At 59.9% G+C, this 24,907-nt stretch carries 18 protein-coding genes; 7 read left to right on the top strand and 11 right to left on the bottom strand.

Annotated features, from left to right (window positions below):
• Positions 1–71: 71 nt before the first annotated feature.
• Both SB725_RS23460 and SB725_RS23455 read left to right on the top strand, forming a co-directional pair.
• Complete coding sequence (locus SB725_RS23460; RefSeq protein ID WP_410922645.1) at positions 72–1,181, top strand: alpha-xenorhabdolysin family binary toxin subunit A; 1,110 nt, start codon at positions 72–74, stop codon at positions 1,179–1,181.
• 39 nt (positions 1,182–1,220) lie between these two features.
• On the top strand, positions 1,221–2,222 hold the full coding sequence (locus tag SB725_RS23455) for an alpha-xenorhabdolysin family binary toxin subunit B (RefSeq protein ID WP_410922644.1): 1,002 nt from the start codon (positions 1,221–1,223) through the stop codon (positions 2,220–2,222).
• Here the strand turns inward: SB725_RS23455 and SB725_RS23450 are convergent.
• Together SB725_RS23450 and SB725_RS23445 are read right to left on the bottom strand one after the other, a co-directional pair.
• On the bottom strand, positions 2,219–2,980 hold the full coding sequence (locus tag SB725_RS23450) for a tetratricopeptide repeat protein (RefSeq protein WP_027924483.1): 762 nt from the start codon (positions 2,978–2,980) through the stop codon (positions 2,219–2,221). The two genes, SB725_RS23455 and SB725_RS23450, sit on opposite strands and share 4 nt — an antisense overlap.
• Positions 2,977–3,657, bottom strand: coding sequence for a Fe2+-dependent dioxygenase (locus SB725_RS23445; protein WP_027924482.1), 681 nt, complete (start codon positions 3,655–3,657; stop codon positions 2,977–2,979). The genes SB725_RS23450 and SB725_RS23445 overlap by 4 nt, the downstream gene beginning before the upstream one ends.
• Positions 3,658–3,863: 206 nt before the next feature.
• Here SB725_RS23445 and SB725_RS23440 point away from each other — a divergent pair, with 206 nt between their 5' ends.
• Positions 3,864–6,182: a TonB-dependent receptor gene (locus SB725_RS23440; protein WP_410922643.1), complete on the top strand. Its 2,319-nt coding sequence runs from the start codon at positions 3,864–3,866 to the stop codon at positions 6,180–6,182.
• Between the two features lie 193 nt (positions 6,183–6,375).
• Positions 6,376–8,904, top strand: a complete 2,529-nt coding sequence (locus SB725_RS23435) for a PepSY domain-containing protein (RefSeq protein ID WP_027924480.1) — start codon at positions 6,376–6,378, stop codon at positions 8,902–8,904.
• A 126-nt stretch (positions 8,905–9,030) separates the two neighbouring features.
• Here SB725_RS23435 and SB725_RS23430 read toward each other — a convergent pair whose 3' ends face one another.
• The 4 genes from SB725_RS23430 to ptsP all read right to left on the bottom strand — a co-directional run bounded on the left by SB725_RS23430 (position 9,031) and on the right by ptsP (position 16,228).
• A complete protein-coding gene (locus SB725_RS23430; protein ID WP_194940814.1) occupies positions 9,031–10,572 on the bottom strand; it encodes an alkaline phosphatase D family protein in 1,542 nt (513 codons plus the stop codon).
• Positions 10,573–10,674: 102 nt separating this feature from the next.
• Positions 10,675–12,414 carry a PTS fructose-like transporter subunit IIB gene (locus tag SB725_RS23425; protein ID WP_059181629.1) on the bottom strand — a complete coding sequence of 580 codons (1,740 nt, stop codon included), beginning with the start codon at positions 12,412–12,414 and terminating at the stop codon, positions 10,675–10,677.
• Between the two features lie 11 nt (positions 12,415–12,425).
• The gene (pfkB, locus tag SB725_RS23420; RefSeq protein ID WP_410922642.1) at positions 12,426–13,367 is read right to left on the bottom strand and encodes a 1-phosphofructokinase; all 942 of its coding nucleotides are present in this window, start codon (positions 13,365–13,367) and stop codon (positions 12,426–12,428) included.
• Positions 13,367–16,228, bottom strand: a complete 2,862-nt coding sequence (gene ptsP / locus SB725_RS23415) for a phosphoenolpyruvate--protein phosphotransferase (protein WP_410922641.1) — start codon at positions 16,226–16,228, stop codon at positions 13,367–13,369. Before ptsP ends, pfkB begins: the two co-directional genes overlap by 1 nt.
• 44 nt (positions 16,229–16,272) lie before the next feature.
• Between ptsP and SB725_RS23410 the strand changes: the two genes are divergently transcribed.
• The 3 genes from SB725_RS23410 (at position 16,273) to SB725_RS23400 (ending at position 18,285) form a co-directional block, all read left to right on the top strand.
• Positions 16,273–16,416, top strand: a complete 144-nt coding sequence (locus SB725_RS23410) for a hypothetical protein (protein WP_155953736.1) — start codon at positions 16,273–16,275, stop codon at positions 16,414–16,416.
• Positions 16,417–16,509: 93 nt separating this feature from the next.
• Positions 16,510–17,505, top strand: a complete 996-nt coding sequence (cra, locus tag SB725_RS23405) for a catabolite repressor/activator (protein ID WP_027924475.1) — start codon at positions 16,510–16,512, stop codon at positions 17,503–17,505.
• Between the two features lie 3 nt (positions 17,506–17,508).
• Entirely contained in the window at positions 17,509–18,285 is a 777-nt protein-coding gene (locus tag SB725_RS23400) for a TatD family hydrolase (protein ID WP_410922640.1), read from the top strand.
• Here the strand turns inward: SB725_RS23400 and SB725_RS23395 are convergent, their stop codons facing one another.
• The 5 genes from SB725_RS23395 to SB725_RS23375 all read right to left on the bottom strand — a co-directional run bounded on the left by SB725_RS23395 (position 18,286) and on the right by SB725_RS23375 (position 24,871).
• The gene (locus SB725_RS23395) at positions 18,286–18,675 is read right to left on the bottom strand and encodes a hypothetical protein (RefSeq protein WP_027924473.1); all 390 of its coding nucleotides are present in this window, start codon (positions 18,673–18,675) and stop codon (positions 18,286–18,288) included.
• 228 nt (positions 18,676–18,903) lie between these two features.
• On the bottom strand, positions 18,904–19,608 hold the full coding sequence (locus SB725_RS23390) for a methyl-accepting chemotaxis protein (protein ID WP_371258952.1): 705 nt from the start codon (positions 19,606–19,608) through the stop codon (positions 18,904–18,906).
• 1,621 nt (positions 19,609–21,229) lie between these two features.
• On the bottom strand, positions 21,230–22,066 hold the full coding sequence (gene ampE, locus SB725_RS23385) for a regulatory signaling modulator protein AmpE (RefSeq protein ID WP_027924471.1): 837 nt from the start codon (positions 22,064–22,066) through the stop codon (positions 21,230–21,232).
• Positions 22,063–22,623: a 1,6-anhydro-N-acetylmuramyl-L-alanine amidase AmpD gene (ampD, locus tag SB725_RS23380; protein ID WP_410922639.1), complete on the bottom strand. Its 561-nt coding sequence runs from the start codon at positions 22,621–22,623 to the stop codon at positions 22,063–22,065. Before ampD ends, ampE begins: the two co-directional genes overlap by 4 nt.
• 64 nt (positions 22,624–22,687) lie before the next feature.
• Entirely contained in the window at positions 22,688–24,871 is a 2,184-nt protein-coding gene (locus SB725_RS23375; protein ID WP_410922638.1) for a DUF1631 domain-containing protein, read from the bottom strand.
• Positions 24,872–24,907 lie beyond the last annotated feature (36 nt).

Raw genomic sequence — 24,907 nt, 5'->3', positions numbered from 1 at the left:
AGACCAAATAATCACAGACCATTTAATTGAAGTTATGCTGCACGCTCACCCATTTGAAAAGGATTTCAAACATGCAGCTTAATCAACCAATACTATTCGATACCGCACCCAACAACAAAAGTGACGCCTTTAATGCATCTCCGCCGATTGTGACCAAAGGGGATATCACACGAATTAAAAAATACATTTCCGAAGCAAAGAAACTTCCGGTCAACATCGACGATATTAAAAAGCTGTTGAAAAGCGAAAACACCGGCATTGCAGGACTGGAGCCTTATGATATTGCAAATACCTATGCAAAAATCGTCACCAATGCCAATCGCTGGAACGACATCGAACTGTCGATGAAACGAGTCGGCGGGAGCCTCCAGGCATTCTCCGAAGACCTGCGGCATTTCGGAGAGGACATTATCACGACCATTAAAACAATGCCCGGCTACATAAATTACATTGGCACAATCGAAAGTATGACCGATGAGGAAATTGCCAAACTTCCCGAGCTTAAAATTGGACGAGATGAGACAAACAGATTTCCGTCCATCAAAGAATCTCTCCATTTCATTGCCAGTTCCATCGAACAAAAAAAAACCAGTAGCACTGACATCCAGCTCCGCCTGAAACATTTCAAAACCGAGCTGACGGATGTGGTTGCGGTGTTGATTGGAGAAAAGCTGAAACAGGCCGGCAACCACGAATTGAATGCCGAGATCACTCGACTCAATGCTGAGATTGATGAGGCTCAGCGTCTGATCGATGAAAAAACCAGGGAAAATGAGCCCAACTTCTTCGAGTACTTTATGGCTTTTACCGATCCGCTTGGCTCCCAGTATCTAAAAGTCAAAGCAATGATGCGGGACGCCCGTGTAGCGCCATTGATCCGACGTCGGGATGAACTCACCGAGCAAGTCCGCAAGAAAAACGTTCTGACGGGCACCTTATTGATCCTTCACAACCGTTTGCAAAGCGTCGACTCTTACATCATCGGAGCTACGGAGAGTACCGCCCTACTGGAAACCCTGTGGATCACAATTTCGGAATTCATCGACTCTTCAAAAAACAAAATTGATGGCATTCATGAATTCCTCACGCTCAGAACTTTTGTTTCGAGCCTGGACACCGTACTCAACAACTGGAAAAAAATCGAATCCAACGCCAAAACACTCACCCAAGCATTCGACTGACACTAAAGCCGACCTAAACCATTATAAATAAGGATATTTATGACAACGCCATCGTATATCGCGCCAGCTATGTCGCTTATTCGCGACAGCCGAGAAACCATTCGTTACCAAGCCATTATCGGCTCTGCTGACTTGTATATTGAATCACTGCGAAATGAACTGATACAGCTGAATGCCGAAATCACTGCTACAGACCTGACCGCTTCCAAAACATTAACTTCTGCGATTATCAGCCTTGAAACCACGGCACTCAATGAGACGCTGGAAGCGCTGGACATACTGTCAGCAGGCGAAAAAAACCCGCCCACCAGAATCGCCATTGAGTCCTATACCGAAATAGCCAGGAAGTTAATCTCCCTGTGCACTGACAAGCTGGATGAGGTTCAAGCAGAACTTAGCCACGCCATCTACAGTGTCAGGTACTCCTCCATCAGTAATAACCGGTTCAGGATTGCCGAACTGGTGGAAGCTCGCGAAGTGCTGGCTGCAGAACTGGAAAAAGAAAACCCCCCTGTGGATTCGCTTCTCGAAGATGAAAGGGTCTTGAATGAAGCAATCCGCCTGTTTGAAAGCCTCAGCTTCATTGACCGCCTGAAACCTCTTTTTGAGCAATTGACCGGGATGATCGGTAATCGACCTGAAACACCTCAAGCCGCTGCATTGAAGGCCGGTCTGGTGGTGGCGAACAAGTTTCTTGATGAGGCAAACGAACTGATCAAATACCAGGGTTTGATTAAAGCTCGAACCACGCTTCGTGTTCGTCTAAAAGATCGGCAAGGTCGCCTGGACTCGCTAGTCACCCAAATGAGCGACAACGACAAGAAAGTCAAACAGCTGACCGATACGACAAAGGTGATCGAACCCCGCAATACATATGCGGATGAAACGAGCAACATTGTCGAAGCGTTGAGGCTGTTTCTTGAGGCTATCACCGAGGATGCCCAGAGCGATGTCGTCAAAAAGGGCCGGAAGCTGATAGCGCAAGCCAAGCCTTTCAAGCGCTACCTGGAAAACCTTAAAGGCCAGTGGCTGCGCGGTTAACCCATTGGCTGAGCGAGTTGGGACGCTCGTTGGTGATATTCCTGAGCCATCGCTCGAATCCTGGGGTGTAGGGCGTTGCTCAGCGCCTCCCCACTCACCCGCAAAAAGTTCTGGTTACCGGCGGCCAATGCCCGACGTAGCCAGGACAACGATTCGTCAACATGCCCGTCATCGGCCAGCAGGGCCGCATAACTGAACTGCCCCCGAAAATCTCCGCCTTCGGCAGATCGGCGATACCAGATTCGCGCCGCGAGTGTATCGGCGATGCATGCCTCGCCGTCTTCCAGATAGCGCCCCAACAGGTTCATGGATTTGGCGTGGCCCAACTCGGCGGCTCGGCGATACAACGCCAATGCTTGCGCCTGATCTTCGGCGACGCCGCGCCCAGTCGCCAGCAGATTGGCGTAGTTGTACATCGCCCAATCCAGCCCGGCTTCGGCAGCGATTCGGTAATGCCGCGCGGCAACCGAGGCATCCGCCGCGCGCCCCCAGCCGTGTTCGTGACAACGGCCAAGCATGTTGCGCGCCATCAGGTGCCCGCCACGGGCGGCGATTTCGAACCAGCGCAATGCCAACGGCTGATCCTGCGCGATGCCGTTGCCGTCCAGCAGGATTTGCCCGAGCAGCGCCTGAGCATCGAGTACGCCTTCGCGAGCCGCGATCAAAATTGCCTGGGCCGCGCGCGCCGGACTTTGCGCCAGCATGGCCTTGAGCGAATCACCGTTGAGAACTTCCTCCCTGCGCAGTTGATAAGTCATACCTCGACCCAACGACGCAACAGGTTGTGATACGTGCCGGTGAGGCGGATCAGCGAGGGGTGATCGGGCATGTCCTGGGTCAGCTGCTGGATCGCGCCGTCCATCTCGAACAGCAAGGCGCGCTGACTGTCTTCGCGCACCAGGCTTTGCGTCCAGAAAAAAGAGGCGTAACGCGTGCCACGGGTGACCGCGTTGACCTTGTGCAGACTGGTACCAGGATACAAAACCATATCGCCGGCGGGCAGCTTCACCCGTTGTGTGCCGAAGGTGTCCTGGATTTCCAGCTCACCGCCGTCGTAGTCCTCAGGCTCGCTGAAAAACAGCGTTGCCGACAGATCAGTGCGCACGCGCTCGATGCTGTTTTTGGGCTGGCGCACCGCGTTATCGATATGGAAATCGAAACTGCCGCCGGCCGTGTAACAGTTCAGTAACGGAGGAAAAACCTTGTGCGGTAACGCCGCTGACATAAACAGCGGATTTTTCCACAGCCGTTCCAACATCGCCGCGCCGACTTCCATGGCCAGCGGATGGCCTTCAGGCAGCTGCAAATTGTGCTTGGCCTTGGCCGACTGATAGCCGGCGGTGATCTTGCCGTCCGCCCAATCGGCCTGGGCCAGAGCCTCGCGGATGCGCTGCACTTCTTCTTTCGCGAACAAGCCGGGAATGTGCAGCAGCATGGCAAAGGCACCTGGGACCAAAGGGGTGCTAATGGTATTGATTCTTATTGCCAATGTAAAACCTTAACGACGGACGAAACAGCAAAAACCGTAAGGTTAAATTGTAAAGAATGTAAATTCTTCGCGAATAATAACGTTTCGCAATTGATACAAATACGCGTCTACCCTATATTCCGCGTCCTCAAATCCTTGGGAGGGGAATTCAAATGTCACGTCAACAACCACACGTACCGGTCAGTTCACCACGTTTGCTCGCATCGGCCATTGGCATGGCGATTACTGCCGGCTCCGCGGGCCATATGGTTTTCGCGGCGGAAAAAGCCGACGAAAAAGCACCGGGTAATGTGATTTCGCTGGGCGCGACCGCCATCACTGGCGAGGCCCAGGACGAGACTTCCTACAACGTCGAAAAAGCCTCCTCGCCCAAGTACACCGCGCCGCTGGTAGACACCCCGCGCTCGATCACTGTCATTCCGCAACAAGTCCTCAAGGACACCGGCGCCCTCAACATGCAGGACGCGCTGCGCACCGTGCCGGGCATCACCTTCGGTGCCGGTGAAGGCGGCAACCCGCAGGGCGACCGTCCGTTCATTCGTGGCTTCGACGCCCAGGGCGACACTTACCTGGACGGCGTGCGCGACACCGGTTCGCAGAGCCGCGAGATCTTCGCCGTCGAATCGATTGAAGTCAGCAAAGGCCCGAACTCGGCCATTGGCGGCCGTGGCGCTGCCGGCGGCAGCATCAACCTGGTGAGCAAAAAAGCCCACTTGGGCGACTCGAATGACGCGGGTTTTACCTGGGGTTCGGACCAGACCCAGCGTTTCACCCTGGACAGCAACTACCAGTTCACCGACACCGCCGCCGGCCGTCTGAACCTGATGAGCCACGAGAGCAACGTCGCTGGCCGTGACAGCGTCGACTACGACCGCTGGGGCATCGCGCCGTCGCTGGCCTTCGGCCTGGGCACCGACACCCGCGTGAACCTCGACTATTACCATCTGGAAAGTAACGACACCCCGGACTCGGGCATTCCGTACACCATCCCGGTGGCCGGTTCGGCTGCGCGCACCAAGTCCAATCCGGACAAACCGAACGATGGCGGCGACAGCTCAAACTTCTACGGCCTGAACGACCGTGACTTCCGCAAGGGCCGCACCGACACCGCAACCTTCGCCATCGAACACGACCTGAACGACGCGCTGACCTTCAAGAACACCCTGCGTCACGGCACCAGCATGCAGGATTACATCCTCACCCAGCCGGACGACAGCAAGGGCAACGTCAACAATGGCAGCGTCTGGCGTCGGGCCAACACCCGTGTCAGCAACACCGAGACCACGACCAACCAGACCGATCTGTTTGGTGACCTGTACATCGCCGGGTTCAAGAACAGCTTCGCCACCGGTATCGAGTTCACCCACGAGGAAAACCAGAAGTCCTCGTACAACGTCAACACCGACACCACCCCGCGAACAGCCGCAGCCACCACCAACTGCTCCCCGGCATTGATCGGCGCGCCAAGTGGTTACAACTGCACCTCGCTGTCCAACCCGAACCCGAAAGATCCTTGGAACGGTGCGATCTCGCGTAACTACGCCGGCACCGACACCAAGGCCAACACCTATGCGCTGTATGTGTTCGACACCCTGGAATTGTCCCAGCAGTGGCTGGTGAACATGGGGCTGCGCTACGACCATTTCGACACCGATTACAAAACCTTCAACAGTTCCAGCGTGACCACGTCCAAGGGCGATGACACCAGCGAGTTCGTCACCGGTCAGTTCGGTGTGGTGTACAAACCGGCGGAAAATGGCAGCATCTATGCGTCCTTCGCGACGTCGGCCACGCCACCGGGCAACACCCTGGGCGAAGGTTCGGAAGGCAACCCGCTGGGCGGCACGCCGGATCGCAACGGCAACCTGCTGAAAAGCGACCTGGAACCGGAAACCACCAAGAACTACGAAATCGGTACCAAGTGGGACTTGATGAATGATCGCCTGTCCCTGACCGCCGACATCTTCCGCACCGAGAAAGACAACGCCCGCGTCCAGGTCGACACCACAAGCTATGAAAACGCCGGCAAAACCCGCGTGCAAGGTGTCGAACTGTCGGCCACCGGCAAGCTCACCGACAAATGGCAAGTGTTCGCCGGTTACGCCTACATGGACAGCGAGCAAGTCGACGGCGGCCCGCTGGGCGCCGCCAACGATGGCAACGAACTGCCTAACACACCGAAAAACAGCGCCAGCCTGTGGACGACCTATCAGGTCACACCGAAGCTGACCATCGGTGGCGGTGCGTTCTATGTCGACGATGTCTTCGGCAGCGTGGCCAACACCACCATGGTTGATTCCTACGTTCGTTACGACGCGATGGCGGCCTACAAGCTGAGCAAAAACGTCGATCTGCAACTGAACGTACAGAACCTGACCGACGAAACGTACTACGACAAGGCCTTCTCGACCCACTTCGCCAACCAGGCGGCGGGCCGTACGGCATTGCTGAGCACCAACTTCCACTTCTGATTGCAGTCACTACAACACCTGTAGGAGTGAGCCTGCTCGCGCCTACAGGAATGGCGGTGAAGACTGAAATCAGGGTGAGGCCCCGTTCATCTCCATGAACGGGGCTTTTGTGCGTAAAAAAGAATGTTTCTCGACAACCCACGGCATAATGCGCGCCGTGATGATAATTTTTTGAACGAACAAGGCGAGTGACGTGTTGAAGAAAACCCTGTTCCAGTTGCACTGGTTTTTCGGCATCAGCGCCGGGCTGGTCCTGGCCCTGATGGGCATCACCGGGGCGACGGTGTCGTTTCAGGATGAAATCCTGAACGTGCTCAACCCCTCCGTGTTGCAGGTCGAGAAGCAGGTCGCCGGCGTCCTGCCGCCCGTCGAACTGGTCGAGCGCATCGAAGCCGCGTCCGGCAAAAAAGTCTCGATGCTTTCCGTCGAGACCGACAGCGGCCATGCGGCCAAGGTGTTTTTCACCCCGCCACCGGGCCAGCGCCGCGGCGAAATGCGCTACGTCGACCCGTATACCGCCGAGCTCATGGGCGATGCCACCGGCCAGGACTTCTTCGGCTTCGTGCTGCAATTGCACCGCTTCCTGGCCATCGGCGACACCGGTCGCAACATCACTGGCGCGTGCACGCTGATCCTGGTGTTCTTCTGCCTGTCCGGCCTGTACCTGCGCTGGCCGCGCCAGTGGAACAAATGGCGGGCCTGGCTGACCCTGGACTGGAAGAAAAAAGGCCGCAGCTTCAACTGGGATTTGCACTCGGTAGCCGGCACCTGGTGCCTGGTGTTTTACCTCTTGGCGGCGCTGACCGGGTTGTCCTGGTCGTATGAGTGGTACAACAAAGGCCTGACCCGATTGCTCTCCGACGCCCCGCAAAACGAGCGCGTGCGCGGTGGTCGTGGCCCGGTGCCAAGCGGTCCGGCGCCCACCGCCGACTACGCGGCCATCTGGAGCAGCATCTACAGCGCCGCGGGCCCGGCACTCAGCGCCTACAACATCCGTATGCCGCCCGTGGCCGGCCAGCCGGCGACGGTGTTCTACCTGCTGAAAACCTCGCCCCACGACCGCGCCCTGAACCAGATCACCCTCGATCCGGCGACCGGCATCGTCAAGCAGCATGATCGCTACAGCGACAAGAGCCTCAAGGCGCAATTGCTGACCAGCATTTATGCACTGCATGTCGGCAGCTACTTCGGCATTGTCGGGCGCATCATCCTGACGATTACCGCACTGACCATGCCGTTGTTTTTCGTCACCGGCTGGATGCTGTACCTCGATCGTCGCCGCAAGAAAAAGCAGATCAAGGACGCGCGCAAAGGTCTCGAACAACCGGGTAGCGATGCACCGGCATGGCTGATCGGGTTCGCCAGCCAGAGTGGATTTGCAGAGCAATTGGCGTGGCAGACCGCCGGCCAATTGCAGGCCGCCGGCGTGCCGGTAAACGTGCAGCCGCTGGCGAGTGTCAGTGAACAGGATCTGTTGAATGCCACTAACGCGCTGTTCGTGGTCAGTACCTTCGGCGACGGTGAAGCACCGGACAGTGCGCGCGGGTTCGAACGCAAGGTGCTGGGGCGGGCATCAAACCTTGAGCGTTTGAACTACGCGGTGCTCGGCCTGGGTGATCGCCAGTATCAACACTTCTGCGGTTTCGCCCGACGCTTGCACACCTGGCTGGGCGAGCACGGCGGAAAAACCTTGTTCTCCCCGGTGGAAGTCGACAGCGGCGATCCGTACGCCTTGCGCCACTGGCAACAACAACTGGGCCTGTTGACCGGGCAAGCACCGGTCGACACCTGGCAGGCACTGAGCTACGACAATTGGACGCTGACCCGCCGCGAATTGATGAACCCCGACAGCATTGGCTCGCCGGTGTACTTGCTGGGCCTCGCCGCCCCATCCACCAGCAGTTGGCTGGCGGGTGATCTGGTGGAAGTGTTGCCTCGTAACTGCCCGTGGGCCATTGAGCACTTTCTTGATGGCCTGGGCATCGACGGGCGCGCTGCGGTTGCATTGGATGGCTTGTCACAACCGCTGGAGCAAGCCCTCGCCACGCGTCAGCTGCCGGAGAACCGAGCCCATCTGGTCGGCCTGCACGCTCAGGCACTGGTCGATGCGCTGGTGCCGTTGGCCATGCGCGAATACTCCATTGCTTCGATTGCGGCTGACGGCCTTCTGGAACTGATCGTGCGCCAGGAAATGCACGCCGATGGCAGCCTGGGCATCGGCTCCGGCTGGCTGACCGAACACGCTCCCGTGGGGGGCACCCTCAGCCTGCGAGTGCGGCGCAACAGCGGGTTCCATCTGCCGGCCGAGCCGGTGCCGATGATCCTGCTGGGCAACGGCACCGGTCTGGCCGGGCTGCGCAGTTTGCTCAAGGCGCGCATTGCCGACGGGCAACAACGGCACTGGCTGCTATTTGGCGAGCGCAATCGGGAACACGATTACCTGTGCCGCGATGAGTTGGAGGAGTGGTTGACTTCAGGCGACCTGGAGCGACTGGACCTGGCGTTCTCGCGAGATCAGGCCGAGAAGATTTATGTTCAGGATCGCCTGCGCGAGTCGGCGGATGAGTTGAAGCAATGGTTGGCTGATGGTGCCGTCATCTACATCTGCGGCAGCTTGCAAGGGATGGCGTCGGGTGTGGATCACGTGCTCAATGAAGTGCTCGGGATTGCTGAAGTCGATCGCCTGATCGAACAAGGCCGCTACCGTCGCGACGTCTACTGACACCACTAATCTCCTGTAAGAGTGAGCCTGCCGGCGATGACGGTTTAAACATTCAACATATCTGTTGGCTGTTGTACCGCAATCGCGAGCAGGCTCACTCCTACAGGGGGGGCAGGCGTGCAACCATTAGACCGGTTGCACCTTCTGTTCAAACACACTGACCCCATCCAGATCCCGCAACACCACGCTCATCTCCCCCGTCTGCCCATCAATATTCACCTCGCCAAAAAACTGAAACCCGGCAAACGGTGAAGTGTTCTGCGCCGGCGGCGCCTTCTCGAATACCACCTCCGGGCCGAACGTCTTATCCAGCGGATTCGGCCCAAAACTCCCGGCGTTCAGCGGCCCGGCGACAAACTCCCAGAACGGTTCAAAGTCCTGAAACGCGGCACGATCCGGGTGGTAGTGATGCGCTGCGCAGTAATGCACGTCCGCCGTCAAAAACACGAAGTTACGTACCTGCTGCGCCCGCAGGAAACCCAGCAACTCAGCGATTTCCAGTTCACGTCCCTGGGCCGGTCCCGGGTCGCCATTGGCGACCGCTTCCCAGCGCGCCACACCCGGGCTGACTTCACCGTCGGGCACGCCCAAACCAATCGGCATGTCGGCAGCGATGACTTTCCATTGGGCTTGCGAGCCTTTCAATGCCTGCTTGAGCCAGTCCAGTTGCTCGCGCCCGAGAAAGGGTTTTGCCGCGCCGAGGTTGTCGTCGTTGGCGCCGCGGTAACTGCGCATGTCGAGCACAAACACATCGAGCAGGGGCCCATAGCTGAGCTTGCGATAAATCCGCCCGCCGTGATCGGCGCTCTGCAAACGCATCGGAGCGTATTCGAGCCAGGCCTGTCGTGCGCGGCCGACCAGGTTGTGGATATCTTTCTCCTGATAGCGCGCGTCGAGTTGCTTGCCCGGCGACCAGTTGTTCACCACTTCATGGTCGTCCCATTGCCAGATCTGCGGAACCTCGGCGTTGAAGCGACGGATATTTTCGTCCATCAGGTTGTAGCGGTAGTTACCACGAAAATCGTCGAGGTTTTGCGCCACCTTGCTCTTGGCTTCGGTAGTAATGTTGCGCCACACCCGACCACTTTCAGTGGGCAGTTGCGCGGGCACCGGGCCGTCGGCGTAGATGGTGTCGCCGCTGTGGATAAAGAAGTCCGGCAGGCGCAATCGCATGGCTTCGTAGATGCGCATACCGCCGATGTCCGGGTTGATGCCGAAGCCCTGGCCGACGGTGTCGCCACTCCAGACAAAACGAATGTCGCGGCGGTTTTGCGGCACGCTGCGCAAATGGCCAAACCAGGGTTCGCTGGCGACACCGCTTTGGGCATCTTCGAAGGTCACGCGATAGAAAATCGCCTGATCGGCAGGCAGGCCGGTGAGTTCGACCCGCGCAGTGAAATCGCTGCGCCCATCCGCCAGTGGCGAGACAAACCGGCGCGGGTTGCTGAACAGGCTGCGGGTGTCCCATTCCACGACCATTCGCGCGGGGCGGTCGCTGCGGCTCCAGACCATCGCCCGGTCGCCCAGCAGGTCGCCGGACTGCACGCCGTCAGTGAGTTGTGGACGATCCTTGACCGAAGCGATCACAGCCGGCGCCAGCCCTGGCAACAACAGCCCGGCGCCCACCGCTTGCATGACCCGACGGCGACCGAGGTCGAATTCGCTCATGGTGTTCTCCCTGAAAAGGAAAACTAAAGCACATACCCATGACGCTGGTGTGAAAGGCAATCCCTGTGGGAGCGGGCTTGCCCGCTCCCACAGGGATTGGTATCAGGCGTTGGCGGGTTCCAGTGCCTGCTCCACCGTTTCAGGCCGTTTGAGCAGCGCATACGCCACCGCCGTCAGCAGGCTCCCGGCGACAATCGCCAGCAGGTACAACAGCGCATGATTGATCGCATTGGGGATCGCCAGCACAAACAAACCACCGTGCGGCGCCATCAGCTTGCAGCCGAAATACATCGACAACGCCCCGGTCAGTGCACCACCGGCAATGCTCGCCGGGATGACCCGCAGCGGGTCTTTCGCCGCAAACGGAATCGCGCCTTCAGAGATGAAGCACAACCCCAGCACCAACGCCGCTTTACCGGCTTCGCGCTCGGTCTGGGCAAACTTGCGCCGTGCGATGAACGTGGCGATGCCCAGGCCAATCGGCGGCACCATGCCGGCGGCCATGGTCGCGGCCATCGGTGCATAGCTCTGTGACGCCAACAGGCCCACCGAGAACGCGTAAGCCGCCTTGTTGATCGGCCCGCCAAGGTCCACGCACATCATGCCGCCCAGCAACACACCGAGCAGAATCGCGTTGGTGGTGCCCATGCTATCGAGGAAGTGGGTCAGCCCTTCGAGCATCCCGGCCACCGGTTTGCCGACCACGTAAATCATCACCAGGCCGGTGAACAGACTCGCCAGTAACGGGATGATCAGGATCGGTTTCAGCGCCTCGAGACTCTGCGGCAAACGCGCGTAGCGGTTGATCGCCTGCGCCGCATAACCGGCGATGAAACCGGCAATGATCCCGCCAATAAAACCGGCTCCGAGGGTACTCGCCAGTAGACCGCCAATCATCCCGGGCGCCAGGCCCGGCCGGTCGGCAATCGAGTAGGCGATGTAACCCGCCAGCAGCGGCACCATCAACTTGAACGCGGTCTCGCCGCCGATCTGCATCAGCGCCGCCGCCAACGTGCCCTGCTCCTTGAAGGCGGTGATGCCGAACACAAAGGACAACGCGATCATCAAGCCGCCCGCCACCACCATCGGCAGCATGAACGACACACCGGTCAACAGGTGTTTATAGACGCCGGTTTTCTCTTGCTTGACCGGGCCGTTGGCGCCGCTGGCAGCGCTTTCCTGCCGACCTTCGGCCAGCGCTTTATTCAGCGTCGCCTCGGCCTGTTTCAGCGCAATGCCGGTGCCGCAGCGGTAAATTTTCTTGCCAGCGAAACGCTCGGTGGCGACTTCGATATCACAGGCCAGCAGCACCACGTCGGCATCGGCAATCGCCGCCGCGCTCAACGGATTGCGCGCACCGACCGAGCCCTGGGTTTCCACTTGCAGGTCGTAACCCAGACGCTTGGCGGCTTGTTGCAGGGCTTCGGCGGCCATGAACGTGTGCGCGACGCCGGTCGGGCACGCGGTGATCGCGACCAGTCGAGGCGCGTTCTTAGTGAGGACGGCGGACTCGGCGACCGCGTCAGGGGCAACGTACACCTGAGCTTCTTCAGCACCGCGCCGCAGCACCGCTTCAACATCTTGCAGGGCTTGCGCCGGAGTGCACTGGAACACGCGTTTGCCGACGAATCGCGTCATGTCAACCGGCACGCTGGTCACCAGCAACACCCACTCCGCACCCTCGATCGTGGCCGCCGACAGCTGACGCTCCGGATGCGTCGCATCCACCACTTCAACGCACGTCATCCAGCCCTGACGCTGAGCCGCCGCATCGAGCAAACGGGCGCACAGCACACTGGTGACCATGCCGTTCGGACAGGCCGTAACAATGGCTAACTTCATCACAATCCCTCTTATTGTTCTGTCAGGGGGCGCACGCGCACGCCCTGTTCGAGCTGCGCCAATTGCGCGGCATCGCCGATGCCGAAACCGATCTGGGTGACCGCCATCGCGGCAATCGCCGTGGCGGTGCGCAGGGTCTGTTCAGGCGTGTCGGCGCTGAGCAAACCATGGAGCATGCCGGCCAGTAACGAATCGCCCGCGCCCACCGTGCTGGCGACGCTGACCTTGGGCGGCGTGGCATGCAGCGCCGAACCGACGCTGAACCAGTTCACGCCATCGGCACCGTGGGATATCACCACATGCTCAATGCCTTGAGCGTGCAAGCGACTCGCGGCTTCGGCTTGTGCCGCGACCGAAACAACCTCACAGCCGAGCGCATCGGCCAGCTCTTCGGTGTTCGGTTTGATCAGCCATGGGCCGGCCTTGAGTGCAGAACGCAACGCTTCACCGCTGGTGTCGAGGGCGACGTTCAACCCGAGTTTTTTCAAGCGCACGATCAACGCCTGCAACCAATGCGCACTGACGCCCAGCGGCAAGCTTCCGGCGACGACCACAGCATCATGGCCCGGTGCGATCTGCTCAAGACGATCGAGCAACGCCTGCTGCGCCGCTTCACTCACTCGCGGCCCCGGACCGTTGACGTCGGTGATGCGCCCGTCGCTTTCCGCCAGTTTGATGTTGCTGCGAATCTCGCCGGGAACGCGGATGAACGCGTCGACAAAACCACGTTTGGCAAACAGGGTTTCGAACGCCTGTAGATTGTCTTCCCCAAGGAAACCGCTGACGGTGAGCTGATGACCCAGGTCCGCCAACACTTGCGCCACGTTTATGCCTTTGCCGGCGGCGTGGGTGTGCATGGCGTCGCTGCGGTTGACCTGACCGGGTTCAAGGCGCGGCAACTGAACGGTCAGGTCCAGCGCCGGATTGAGGGTCAGGGTTAAAATCCGGGCCATTACAGAGCCTCCACTAATGCGCGCACTTCATTGGCGCTGCCCACGGCCAGGGCCTGTCGGGCGAGAATTTGCGTCTGGGCGAGGCTGAGTTCGCGAATGCGCGCCTTGACCTCGGCAATGCTGCGCCCCGACACGCTGAGTTCGTCCACCCCCAGACCGACCAGCACCGGCACCGCCAGCGGATCGGCCGCCAACTCGCCGCAGACGCCGACCCATTTGCCATGGGCATGCGCCGCACGCACGGTGATGTCGATCAGTTGCAGCACCGCCGGGTGCAAGCCGTCGGCCTGTGCGGACAAGGTCGGATGGCCACGGTCGATGGCCAGGGTGTATTGGGTCAGGTCGTTGGTGCCGACGCTGAAGAAGTCGACCTCTTTGGCCAGCACCGGTGCCAGCAATGCCGCCGACGGCACTTCGATCATGATCCCCAGTTGCAGGTCGGCGACCGGGATTTCCAGGCGCAAGCGCTCGGTCATGTCCCGCGCCTGACGCCATTCATCAACGCTGCCGACCATTGGAAACATGATCCGCAGCGGGCGGTTGTCGGCGGCCCGCAGCAGGGCGCGCAATTGCGCTTCCATGATTTTCGGGCGCTGCAGGGTCAGGCGAATACCGCGTACGCCGAGGAACGGGTTTTCTTCTTTGGCGATCGGCCAATACGGCAGCGGTTTGTCGCCACCGACGTCGAGGGTGCGCACCACCAGCGGCCGACCGGCCAGACCGTCGAGGACGCGACGGTATTCGACTTCCTGAGTGGCCTCGTCGGGCGCTTGCGGGTGAGCCATGAAAATCAGTTCGGTGCGCAACAGGCCAATACCTTCGGCGCCCTGCTCCACCGCGCTGGTGACACCGGCGCTCTCGCCAATGTTGGCGAACACTTCGACCGCGTGGCCATCGGTGGTCAGCGCCGGTTGATGACGTTGTTCAGCGGCCACTTTCAGGCGCTGTTCACGGGTGTCGCGTTCTTCGATGGCGCGTTGCAAGGTCAGTGCATCGGCGTCCACATGCAGGCGCCCGCGCTGGCCGTCAATCAGCAACGGCGTGCCCGGCGCCAACAGCAACACCGCCGCGCCAGCACCGACCAGCGCCGGAATTCCCAGCGCCCGGGCGACAATGGCGCTGTGCGCCGTGGCGCCGCCGCGAGCCGTGAGAATGCCGGCGACACGGGCCGGATCGAGACGCGCGACGTCGGACGGACCGACTTCGTCCATCACCAGAATGTAAGGCTGGTCCGGCTCGCTTGGCGTTTCGACGCCGCTCAGTTGCGCCAGCACGCGCCGGCCGATGTCGCGCAAGTCCGCCGCACGTTCGGCGAGCAACGCATCCTGCAACGATTCCTGCTGTCTTGCCGCCGCTTCGATCACCGCCATCCACGCCGCTTCGGCGCTTTCGCCTTGCTTGAGGCGGGTGTCGACTTCATCGGTCAGTTCCGGGTCGTCGAGCATTTCCTGATGAGTGATGAAAATCTCGCGGATCGCCTTGGAGGTGCTGCGCTCGATCAGGCCTTCGATGTCGCGACGTACCTGCGCCAGCGCCTGTTTGAGACGCTCGCGCTCGACGGCGGCCGACTCACCGCGCAGCGGGTATTCGATGGTTTGCAACACTTGAACATGCGCCGGGCCGATGGCAATGCCCGGCGCTGCGGCGATGGCTTGAATCAGGCTGCCGGACGCCGGGGCGAGCAGCACTTCGGCTATCTCGGCGATTTCTTCGCGTTGTTGACTCACGGCTGGCAACGGCTCGATTTCTTCGCCGAGGCCTTTTTCGATGGCGCCCAACAAGGCCGGCAAGGCATCGGCGGCGATGCTCGGCTCGGCAATGAATTCCAGCACCTGACCCCGACGGGCGCCGAGGCTGAGCAGTTTGCTCAAGCTCTTCACTGACACCGCGCTGTCCTGGCCGTCGACGATGCGCACGCGAATTTCGCCTTCAAAACTTTTCGCTAGCTGGGCGAGGATCTTCGCCGGGCGCGCGTGCAAGCCGTGGGCGTTGGCCAGTGCGATGCGCGCGCTCGGCCAGTCCGCCGGCAATTCACCGCCAAGGACTTCGAGCACTTTGCGGCTGCTGGTGGCGCGGCCCAGTTCGTGGCCACGGCCTTCAATCAGCAACGCACACAGACGTTCGAGCAAGGCCTGATGGGCTTCACCGAGGCTGGCCAGGCAGAACAGACCGCTGAGCGGCTGGCCAAGGTAGCGAATCGGTTTGTCCGGGGTGACGAAGGCCAGACCCGGGCGCTTGACCGTTTGTTCGCTGTGTAACCACCACAAGCCATCGCCCAGGGGCAACGCTTCGACCTGTTGCAACACGGCGGAGAAACCGTTGCTCACACAATCAGCCTGACGCAGCAACCGCGCGCCACGCCAGACCAGTTCTTCGAAGTCATCGGCCGACACACCCAAGCCGATCATCTGCGCATCCAGCGCCAATTCCTGCGGCGCGCCTTGCAGCAGTTTCAACAAGGCCTCGGCGGAGCTTGCGCGACGCAAGGCCTGGCCCAGGTCGGTTTCGCCGAGGGCGCGGGTCAACAGTTGCAGCAAGCGTAAATGTTCGTCGGACTTGGCCGCGATGCCGATCGCCAGGTACACGATCTGGCCGTCGCCCCAATCCACGCCTTCGGGAAACTGCATCAGCCGCACGCCAGTGGAAAACACCAGGTCGCGGGTTTGCGGTGTACCGTGAGGGATGGCAATACCTTGACCGAGAAAAGTCGAGCCCTGAGCCTCACGCGCCTGCAACCCGGCCAGGTACCCGTCGGCGACCAGGCCATCGGCAACCAGATGCTCGGCCAGTAGCTGCAACGCAGCGGATTTATCCACAGCCGACTGGTCCATGGATATCTGCTCTAGAGTGAGCTCGAGCATGCTTTCTCCTTTTTGGCGTCTGAGGGCGCCAGGTATTGTTTTGAATGAATCAGCTTAAGCGCTTAACCGTCACTTTTGGCGGTTTCACGGCAGAACCGGCCAAGGGTGCTTACAACCCTGAAAATACGCTTGCTGAAACGTTTAATCTAGAACACTTGGCACGTTACTCGATAATGCCTCATCCTTGAAGCCCAACTTGTCGGATGTGCGTGGACACTAGTCGCCTGCCGGATTCGGGTAGGATTGGCGGAAATGTCGGCCGAAAAACAAGGAAACCCGCGTTGAAACTCAGTGATATCGCACAGTTGGCCGGTGTGTCCGTAACCACCGCCAGTTATGTCATTAATGGCAAAGCCGAACAGCAACGCATCAGCAGTGCCACCGTCGAGCGCGTGCGCGCGGTCGTCGAACAGCATGGTTTTACACCCAATCCTCAAGCGGCCGGGTTGCGCAGCCGGCACACGCGCACCTTGGGTTTTATTCTGCCGGACCTGGAAAACCCCAGTTACGCACGAATCGCCAAACTGCTGGAACAAGGCGCCCGGGCGCGCGGCTATCAATTGCTGATCGCCAGCTCCGACGATGCGCCCGACAGCGAGCGGCAATTGCTCAAACTGTTCCGCGCCCGGCGCTGCGATGCGCTGATCGTCGCCAGTTGCCTGCCGACTGATGACGACAGCTATCGCCAGTTGCAGGCCAAAGGCATGCCGATCATCGCCATCGACCGGGTCATGGAGCCCGAGCACTTTTGCTCGGTCATCAGTGACGACCGCGAGGCCAGCCTGCAATTGACCCGCAGTCTACTGGACCCGCTGCCCAAGCAGATCGCCTTGATCGGCGCGCGCCCCGAGTTGAGCATCAGCCAGGAACGCGCTGCCGGCTTCAAAGAAGCGCTGCACGGGTTCGAAGGCCAGGTGCTGATCGAGCACGGCGAATCGTTCAGCCGCGAGTGCGGCAAGCAATTGATGGAAGAAATGCTCCAGCGTCTGGGGCATTTGCCAGACGCCCTGGTGACCACCTCCTACGTGTTGCTTCAGGGGGTGTTCGATGCCTTGCATGACTTCCCGCTGAAAACCCGTCCGTTGCGCCTGGGGACATTCGGTGACACCCAGCTGCTGGACTTCCTGCCGCTGCCGGTCAACGCCATGGCCCAGCAGCATCAGTTGATCGCCGATAAAGCCCTGGCGCTGGCACTGGCCGCCATCGAGCAGTCCGATTACCAACCCGGCGTGCAGGCCATCGCGCGGACCTTCAAGCAGCGTATTCACCGGGACTGAACCGTGGAGCTGATCGACACCCACACTCATCTGGATTTTCCGGATTTCGACGCGGATCGTCAGGCGTTGCTGGCCGAAAGCCGCGCCTTGGGCGTGCGTCGAATGGTGGTGTTGGGGGTGTATCAGGCGAATTGGCAGCGAGTCTGGGACCTGGTGCAAAGCGATCCCGACTTGCATGCTGCATTCGGTTTGCACCCGGTGTATCTGGAGGACCATCGACCTGAAGATCTACAGAAACTCGGTGACTGGCTGTCGCGCCTGGCCGGTCATCGGCAGTTGTGCGCCGTGGGCGAGATCGGTCTGGATTACTTCATCGAATCCCTGGACCGCGAGCGCCAGCAGGCGCTGTTCGCGGCGCAACTGCAACTGGCGGCGGACTTCAATCTGCCGGCGCTGATCCACGTGCGGCGCAGCCATGCGGCGGTGATTGCCACGCTGAAACGCTTTCGATTGAAACGCGCCGGAATCATCCACGCCTTCGCGGGCAGCAAAGAAGAGGCGCGGGAATACATCAAGCTCGGTTTCAAACTGGGTCTGGGCGGCGCGGCGACCTGGCCGCAGGCGCTGCGCATGCACCGTGTGCTTGCCGAATTGCCACTGGAATCCGTGGTACTGGAAACCGACTCACCGGACATGGCCCCGGCCATGTTTCCCGGTCAACGCAACAGCCCGGCGCACCTGCCGGCGATCTGCTCGGCGCTGGCGCAAATCATGGCGATCAGCCCTGAGCAATTGGCCAGCGCCAGCACGGCCAATGCCTGCGAGCTGTTCAACTGGTAATCAGTCGGCGTGGGCCTTGGCGGCTTCCAGAATCAGCGTGATGTGTTGCCGGTGATGGGCGAACTGTATGACGACGAAGTAGAACAAAATGGCGGCCAGCGAAAAATTCAGCTGCTCGACGACACTGAGCATGCCAATCCATTCCATGACCAACGCCACCAGGATCGCGGTGCACACCATCACCAGCGTGCTCGCCCGCAGCAAGCCCAGTGAATCGAGCGATTTGAAGCGTTTGATCTGTTTCGGGTCGCTCAATTGCAAGGCTTTGTGGCAGTGCGTACAGGCGAATGATTCGTTGATCGCAATCGCGTTGAGTTGCCAGGCTTCCAGCCGCAGGGTGCTCCCGCAGTGAGCGCAGTGCCCCTGAATTCCCAGTGTTGCAACAGACATTACCGCGCCTCCTCAGGGCTGGCCAGAGTGAATGATCTTCCTTCATTGAAGACGAAAAATCAGAGCACGGAGGAAAAGAGGACAAATCTCATCCGCAATGGAAACAAATATTACAGATTGTTCGCAGAACCTGTAGGAGTGAGCCTGCTTGCGATAGCGGTGTGACAGTCAACTAATTTGCTGAATGTTTGACCGTTATCGCGAGCAGGCTCACTCCTACAAGGGGCTTTACACCCGGAAGGCGCTGATCAGGTGCTTGAGTTCCACCACCTGGGCCGACAACGCGCGGCTGGCATCCTCGGTCTGGTGCGCCCCTTCGGCGGTACGCTCGCCTGCGCGATTGATCTCGACGATGTTCTGATCGATGTCGTGGGCGACGGCGGTCTGCTGCTCGACCGCTGCAGCAATCTGCTGGTTCTGGTCCACGATCATGCCGACGGCGCCGAGGATGTTTTCCAGTGCCTGCTGGACCTTTTCCGACTGACCGACCGTGCCATCGGCTACCTGATGGCTGATGCCCATGGCCTTCACCGCCGCGCCGACGCCGCTGTGAAGTTTGCTGATCATCTGCTCGATTTCTTCGGTCGATTGCTGAGTGCGCTTGGCCAGCGTGCGGACCTCATCGGCCACCACCGCAAACCCGCGCCCCTGCTCACCGGCCCGAGCGGCTTCAATGGCCGCATTGAGGGCCAGGAGATTGGTCTGTTCGGCGATGCTCTTGATCACTTCCAGCACGCGGCTGATGGACTGGCTGTCGCTGGCCAGTTGATTGATCACGATCACTGACTGATCGATCTCACTGGCCAATTGCGCGATGCTGCCTTGTTGGGACGCCACCAGACCGCGACCGCTGATGGTCTCGTCGTTGACGCTGTGGGCGCTGCTGACTGCGGCAGCGGCACTGCGCGCCACCTCAAGGGATGTGGCCGACATCTGGTTCATGGCCGTGGCGACCTGCTCGATCTGCGAACGTTGCCCGGCCACCGCCTGGTTGCTCTGGGTAGAAACGCTTTGCACCTGCCCGGCCTGGCGCTCGACCTCATTGACGGTCTTGCCGACGCGTTCGATCAGGTCATGAATTTTCTTCACCGTGCCGTTGAACACCTCGCCCAACTCGCCGAGCTCATCGCGACTTTCCGCGCGGAAGGTCACCGTCATGTCGCCCGCAGCAACCGTGTCCATCATGGCGCCAAGACGCTTGAGGGTGGTGCGGGTCGACGCATAAAAGCCGCCGTAAAGGTAGAAAATCAACACAAACACCACCGACAACGCCACAGCCTGCAAGACCATATGGGTGCGGTTCTGCTCCAGTCGCTGCTGCAACTGAGTACCGAGGAACTTCAGGGTGGCTTCGTTGAGTTGGTAAGTCTGGTCCATCAGGCCGGTGACCTGATCGTAAAAGCCCTGCCAGGGTGCATCGAGGGTGTCGGCCATCACCACTTGTTCTTCGAACAGCTCACTGGCTTTTTTCAGCGAGGCCTTGCTGCTGTCAGCTTGAGCGGCCAGGGTTTCACGCGCCGCTTTGCTGGAACCCAGTGCGTCCTGCAACTTCAGGCCGTACTCGCCCTGGAGCTTTTCGATCTGCGCCAACAGCTCATCGAATCGAGTACTCGACGCCGAGTTGAGAAAGCCTTGGCCGAGGGAAAAGGAACCCATCGCCCGGCCTTCGCCCAGCAGTTGGGTCACCGGTGGGGTGACGTTGGTAATCAGTTCGCTCAGTTGGCGCATGTCGCTTTGGCTGTCGCGACTGAGGCCGGCCTGGGTGGCGATGATCTGGCTGAAAATCTGCGCGTTGCCCAGCAGTTTGCCGATCATTCCGCTTTTACTTTGCAGGGAGGTTTCCGTTTGCTGGGCCTTGAACGCGGCGATCATTTCATCGCGTTTACCGTCGAAAACCGTGATCTGCTCAGGATCAGTGGTCATCGCGGTCAGCCCTTGCAGGCGCGCCAGAATGCTTTGCTCCAAGGTGCCGATCTTCGACTCGACGTTGCCGGCTTTGCCGGACTGGCCGAGCGTGACGTTGATCTGTACCAGATTGTTCAGGGTCTCCAGGTCACGCCGCAACGTCATACCGCTGCCCAGCAGGTCGAGGCTTTGCAGCTCGACTTGCGTGCCCTGAAATTCGCGATAGGAGTCGCGCACCAGATAAAAGTTGGTGACCAGCATGGGCACAAGGAACAGCACGCTGATCAAGCTGAACTTCATGCCGAAGCTCAGGCGGTTCATCAGTGCGACGGCGGGATAGAGCAAGCTCTTCACTGGAAGTCTCCCATTGCATTCTTATTTTTATTTGGCAGGCGCGGCTCAGCGGCAGATAGCCACTATTCAGCGCTATCCCTGTATATCTTAAATCGGCAGGGGGTTTTGTAACTTAAGGTTAACGAGGGGAAGCGCGGACCCGTAGCCGCTGGCGCAGCCTGCGTCCGGCTGCGTCCGGCTGCGAAACAGTCGTCATGAAGACACTGAGGCGTGACAGGTGTCATTGCGCCATTGGGATTGGCGACTGCTGCGCAGCCGGACGCAGGCTGCGCCAGCTGCTACAGGGATCGGTGGGTTAAGGGAGGACGGTCCACAGCGCAAAACCGGCGTACCAAAGCACTGCCGCGCGCAACAGTAGCTCCCAGATCCGGTCCAGGCTGTTGATGCCATCCGGTCCGACGACCGGTGCCGGGATTTCACCGGCCACCATGCCGACCTTCTCGATCAGTTGAGCGGCACTGATGTTCCAGTTCAGCAACTCATGCAACATCACCCGACCGACCGCCACAAAGTTGCCGACCAGGGCAAAACTTGCCGCCAGCAACCGCACGGGCACCCAATCAAAGGCGTGACGCAATTGTGCCGCGCGCTCGACCACGGCCGGGTTCTGTCCATGCTCTTCGGCCAGCGCCAGCAAGCGATAGCTTAGGGCGGCCACCGGACCCAGCAGGAAGTACCAGAAAATGACCGCAAAGAAACTCTGGTAAGCCTCCCAGAGGAGGTGCGCTTCGACCCGCTCCAGCAATTGTTCGCCGCTTTCGGCGCAAATATCCAGGTCTCGCTTGGCCACATGCGCGGCGGCTTGCAGGTCTTCCCGGCGCCAGGCATCGCGAAACGGCCCCAGCCCGGCCAGCAGATCGCCGCGTCCGAGGCTGTAAATCACCACCAGCAAATGCACCGGTAATGCCAGCAGACCGTAGGCCACCGGCTCCAGCACCACCAGCAGCAACCCCAGCAGCGCGACCGGCAACAACACCATAATGACCAAAATCAACCATGGCCGGTCGATCAGGCGTGGCATGACCTCAAGCTTGTTCAGCTCGCGCACCCAACCGCCATCACGCTGTACCCGATGGCGCAATGCCGAGAACTTCTCGATCCATACCGCCAACAGCAACACCAGAAAACTCATTGTCCTTCCTCTTTTACCAGGGCCGCGCGATAGCGTGCCCAGTCGAACGCCGGTCCTGGATCGGTCTTGCGCCCCGGGGCAATGTCGCTGTGCCCGCAAATGCGCTGTGCAGTGATGTCGGTGTAGGCGTTTTGCAGCTGTCGGGTCAAGGCCGTCAGCGCGTGATACTGAGCATCGGTGAACGGCAGATCATCCGTGCCTTCAAGCTCGATGCCCACGGAAAAATCGTTACAGGTTTCCCGGCCCTCGAAATTCGAGATGCCGGCGTGCCAGGCGCGCTCAAGACAAGAGACAAACTGAGTGACAGTGCCGTCACGCTCAATCAGAAAGTGCGCTGACACCCGCAAGTCAGCAATACCTTCAAAATAAGGATGCTCCGTGACATCCAGACGATTCTGGAAGAATTCCTGCACTTTGCCGGTCGCGAACTGCGCTGGCGGCAAGCTGATGTTGTGGATCACCAGCAGGGAAATTTCGCCCGAGGGGCGCGCATTGAAGTTGGGTGAGGGACATAAACGCACGTCCTGGCACCAACCGCTCGCGGGGTCCAACTGCATACAGGTTCCTTCAGCGACGACTGTGTTGGCCCCCAGTATGCCGCGATAGCCCACCGGGACGCGATCACTTGCCGCGATTGAGGCGGCGCAGGTTACCCAGCACCGAGGCCAGCGCCCGGTCAAACAGCAACGTATTGTCCAACGCCCGCACCGCGCCGCGACAAAATTCCAGAGCCAGGCCCGCACGGCTGCGCTCCAACACTTTCAGGCCGGTGCGATTGACGAAGATGTAGTTGCCGGTGGCTTCAATGATCGCGGCCAGTTTGCAGCGCAGGGTGTTTTCGTCGTCCTCCTGAAACTCCACCCAGCAGCCGGGATGCAGTTGATCCACTTGCAGCAGGCTGGCGTCATCCGCCGGCAAACGGGCGAATGACGTCTCGACCGGTCCTTCGTCTGCGGTTTTCAGGACGATTTCCTGCGTCATCCGGACCATCACCGGCGCCTCGAAAGACACGTCGTTTGCCTGCCCCGGATACGTGAACAGTTGAACGTGCAAGGTTTCCAGTTCGCTGAAAAACTCGCTGGTGGCGAAAGGATCGAATGCCGAACTGCTCAGCCCGTCACGCAATGACTTCAGTAGCCCAGGCACCAGCGCCAGCAGACGCTGGCTCGCTTCGGGCTCGTCGTGACGCTGCACACTCCAGATCAGTTGCTCCATGGTGTGGACGTCCGCACGCCATTCAGCCGACTGATCACTGTGTTTGAGGCAAGTCAGCAGCAGCACTTGGCTCCAGGCCTCCTGGACAAACACCACCACCGCTTGCGGCAGCACTTTGCCCAACAACGCCTGATTCAGCGCCTGCTCGACACGCTGGCGAGCCATTTCGGTCCTGGCACGGCCCTCCTCGGCGTCACGGGTGCGCTGCTCCAGTAATTCACTGCGACGGCGCTCATCACTGGTGAAGGCGAGAAAATCCGCCAGCAGCTCGGAAAAAATCGCCGGGTCGTCAGCAAAGTCGTTCAACAGATGCTGCACCACCTGTTCGATGCGCAGGTACAGGCTGTCGCGCTCATGGTCATCGCACTCCCCCCAGCCCATGGCCGCGGCGGCGATTTCGTTGAGCAAGCGTCGGGCCGGATGGCTGCTTCGGCTGAAGAAACTCTTGTCGAGCACCGCCACTTTCAGCATCGGGATCTGCAGGCGACCGATCAGCGCCTTGAGTGAATCCGGCAGGTTGCGGTCATCGAGCATGCATTCAAACAGCATGGCGATCAGGTTGATCACGTCCTCATCAGAGACCCCGACCACGCGCGACGTGCCGCTTTTGACGCTGCCCCGTGTCAGCAGTTGTTCGAGCTGGTTACGCAGATCGAAATCGTCCTGAGCCGTCAGGGCCGGCACGTGTTGCTGCAGGTGCGAGAGCATGCGCAACAAGTCCTGCGTGGAAATGGGTCGTGTCTCGGCGCTGGCCTCAAGGGTCGGCGCGACACTGCCGCGCACAGGCAGCAACAGTTCCTGCAAGGCAGCAAAAACCTCGTCGATCTGTGCCGTGTCCGAGTGGCTGTTCGCCTCAGAAGGCTGGTCATCCGCCCGAGACATCGTGCGATCTGCCGCACGCCGCGTGGGAGCTGGCTTGAGCTCGGGCAATACGCCGGTGGCGGCCAGTAATTGATTGGATTGAGCGTAGAGCTGATCGGCGCTACTGAGCACATAGCGCTCGAACAACTTGAGGATGATCAGCTTGACCTTGATTTCCACCCCCAGGTTGCGCCCGGCCTGCAAGAAATACTCGCACAACATCGCCGGCCCCATGGGATTGCGCTGACCGTCCAGCGGTTTACCGAGCAACACACCGAGCCGCGCGCTGAGCTGACCAAGGGCAACACCTTCACGGTTCAGCACTTTATTGACCATCGCCTCCACCGCGACGCTGCGCTCCATGTCGTCGGGGCGTTGTGTCGAGGTGCCAAGGGGCAAGGCAGCCTGAGTGGTGTTGTATTGAGTGAGGCTGACAAACGCCTCGAAGAAGTGCTCGAGGAACCCACGCTCGATGCTTTTGCGCTTGAGGCGCAAATCGCGCATGGCTTCAAAATAGAGGTTCTGCTCGACGTCATTGCGGGCCCGATCGGCCATTTCGAACAAGGTGTCGTCGGCATTATCGAACAGATCCTGCAACCCCTGCCGAAGCTGCAATGCAGCCTTGTCGCGAACCTGAAGCAGAATCACAGGCAAGCGGGCGAGCGGCGAGTGAGTCGCCTGATCAGTAGCGCCTTTGTGCAAAGGCACTACGTTCCCGTCGTTGTGCATCCAAGCCTCCTGAAAGGGTGATGTTTCGGATGTAAA

The sequence above is a fragment of the Pseudomonas sp. SIMBA_041 genome, assembly GCF_046535095.1.
GTDB classification, from domain to species: domain Bacteria; phylum Pseudomonadota; class Gammaproteobacteria; order Pseudomonadales; family Pseudomonadaceae; genus Aquipseudomonas; species Aquipseudomonas mucoides.
The sequence above is the reverse complement of the archived record's forward strand: the minus strand, read 5'-3'. Positions and strand labels throughout refer to the sequence as shown.

Bases quoted from the DNA above. Each gene is read 5' to 3' on its own strand.
- SB725_RS23460 (WP_410922645.1), top strand. From the start codon at position 72: ATGCAGCTTAATCAACCAATACTATTCGATACCGCACCCAACAACAAA.
- SB725_RS23455 (WP_410922644.1), top strand. From the start codon at position 1,221: ATGACAACGCCATCGTATATCGCGCCAGCTATGTCGCTTATTCGCGAC.
- SB725_RS23450 (WP_027924483.1), bottom strand. From the start codon at position 2,980: ATGACTTATCAACTGCGCAGGGAGGAAGTTCTCAACGGTGATTCGCTC.
- SB725_RS23445 (WP_027924482.1), bottom strand. From the start codon at position 3,657: ATGCTGCTGCACATTCCCGGCTTGTTCGCGAAAGAAGAAGTGCAGCGC.
- SB725_RS23440 (WP_410922643.1), top strand. From the start codon at position 3,864: ATGTCACGTCAACAACCACACGTACCGGTCAGTTCACCACGTTTGCTC.
- SB725_RS23430 (WP_194940814.1), bottom strand. From the start codon at position 10,572: ATGAGCGAATTCGACCTCGGTCGCCGTCGGGTCATGCAAGCGGTGGGC.
- SB725_RS23425 (WP_059181629.1), bottom strand. From the start codon at position 12,414: ATGAAGTTAGCCATTGTTACGGCCTGTCCGAACGGCATGGTCACCAGT.
- pfkB (WP_410922642.1), bottom strand. From the start codon at position 13,367: ATGGCCCGGATTTTAACCCTGACCCTCAATCCGGCGCTGGACCTGACC.
- ptsP (WP_410922641.1), bottom strand. From the start codon at position 16,228: ATGCTCGAGCTCACTCTAGAGCAGATATCCATGGACCAGTCGGCTGTG.
- SB725_RS23410 (WP_155953736.1), top strand. From the start codon at position 16,273: ATGAATCAGCTTAAGCGCTTAACCGTCACTTTTGGCGGTTTCACGGCA.
- SB725_RS23395 (WP_027924473.1), bottom strand. From the start codon at position 18,675: ATGTCTGTTGCAACACTGGGAATTCAGGGGCACTGCGCTCACTGCGGG.
- SB725_RS23390 (WP_371258952.1), bottom strand. From the start codon at position 19,608: ATGTCGGCCACATCCCTTGAGGTGGCGCGCAGTGCCGCTGCCGCAGTC.
- ampE (WP_027924471.1), bottom strand. From the start codon at position 22,066: ATGAGTTTTCTGGTGTTGCTGTTGGCGGTATGGATCGAGAAGTTCTCG.
- ampD (WP_410922639.1), bottom strand. From the start codon at position 22,623: ATGCAGTTGGACCCCGCGAGCGGTTGGTGCCAGGACGTGCGTTTATGT.
- SB725_RS23375 (WP_410922638.1), bottom strand. From the start codon at position 24,871: ATGCACAACGACGGGAACGTAGTGCCTTTGCACAAAGGCGCTACTGAT.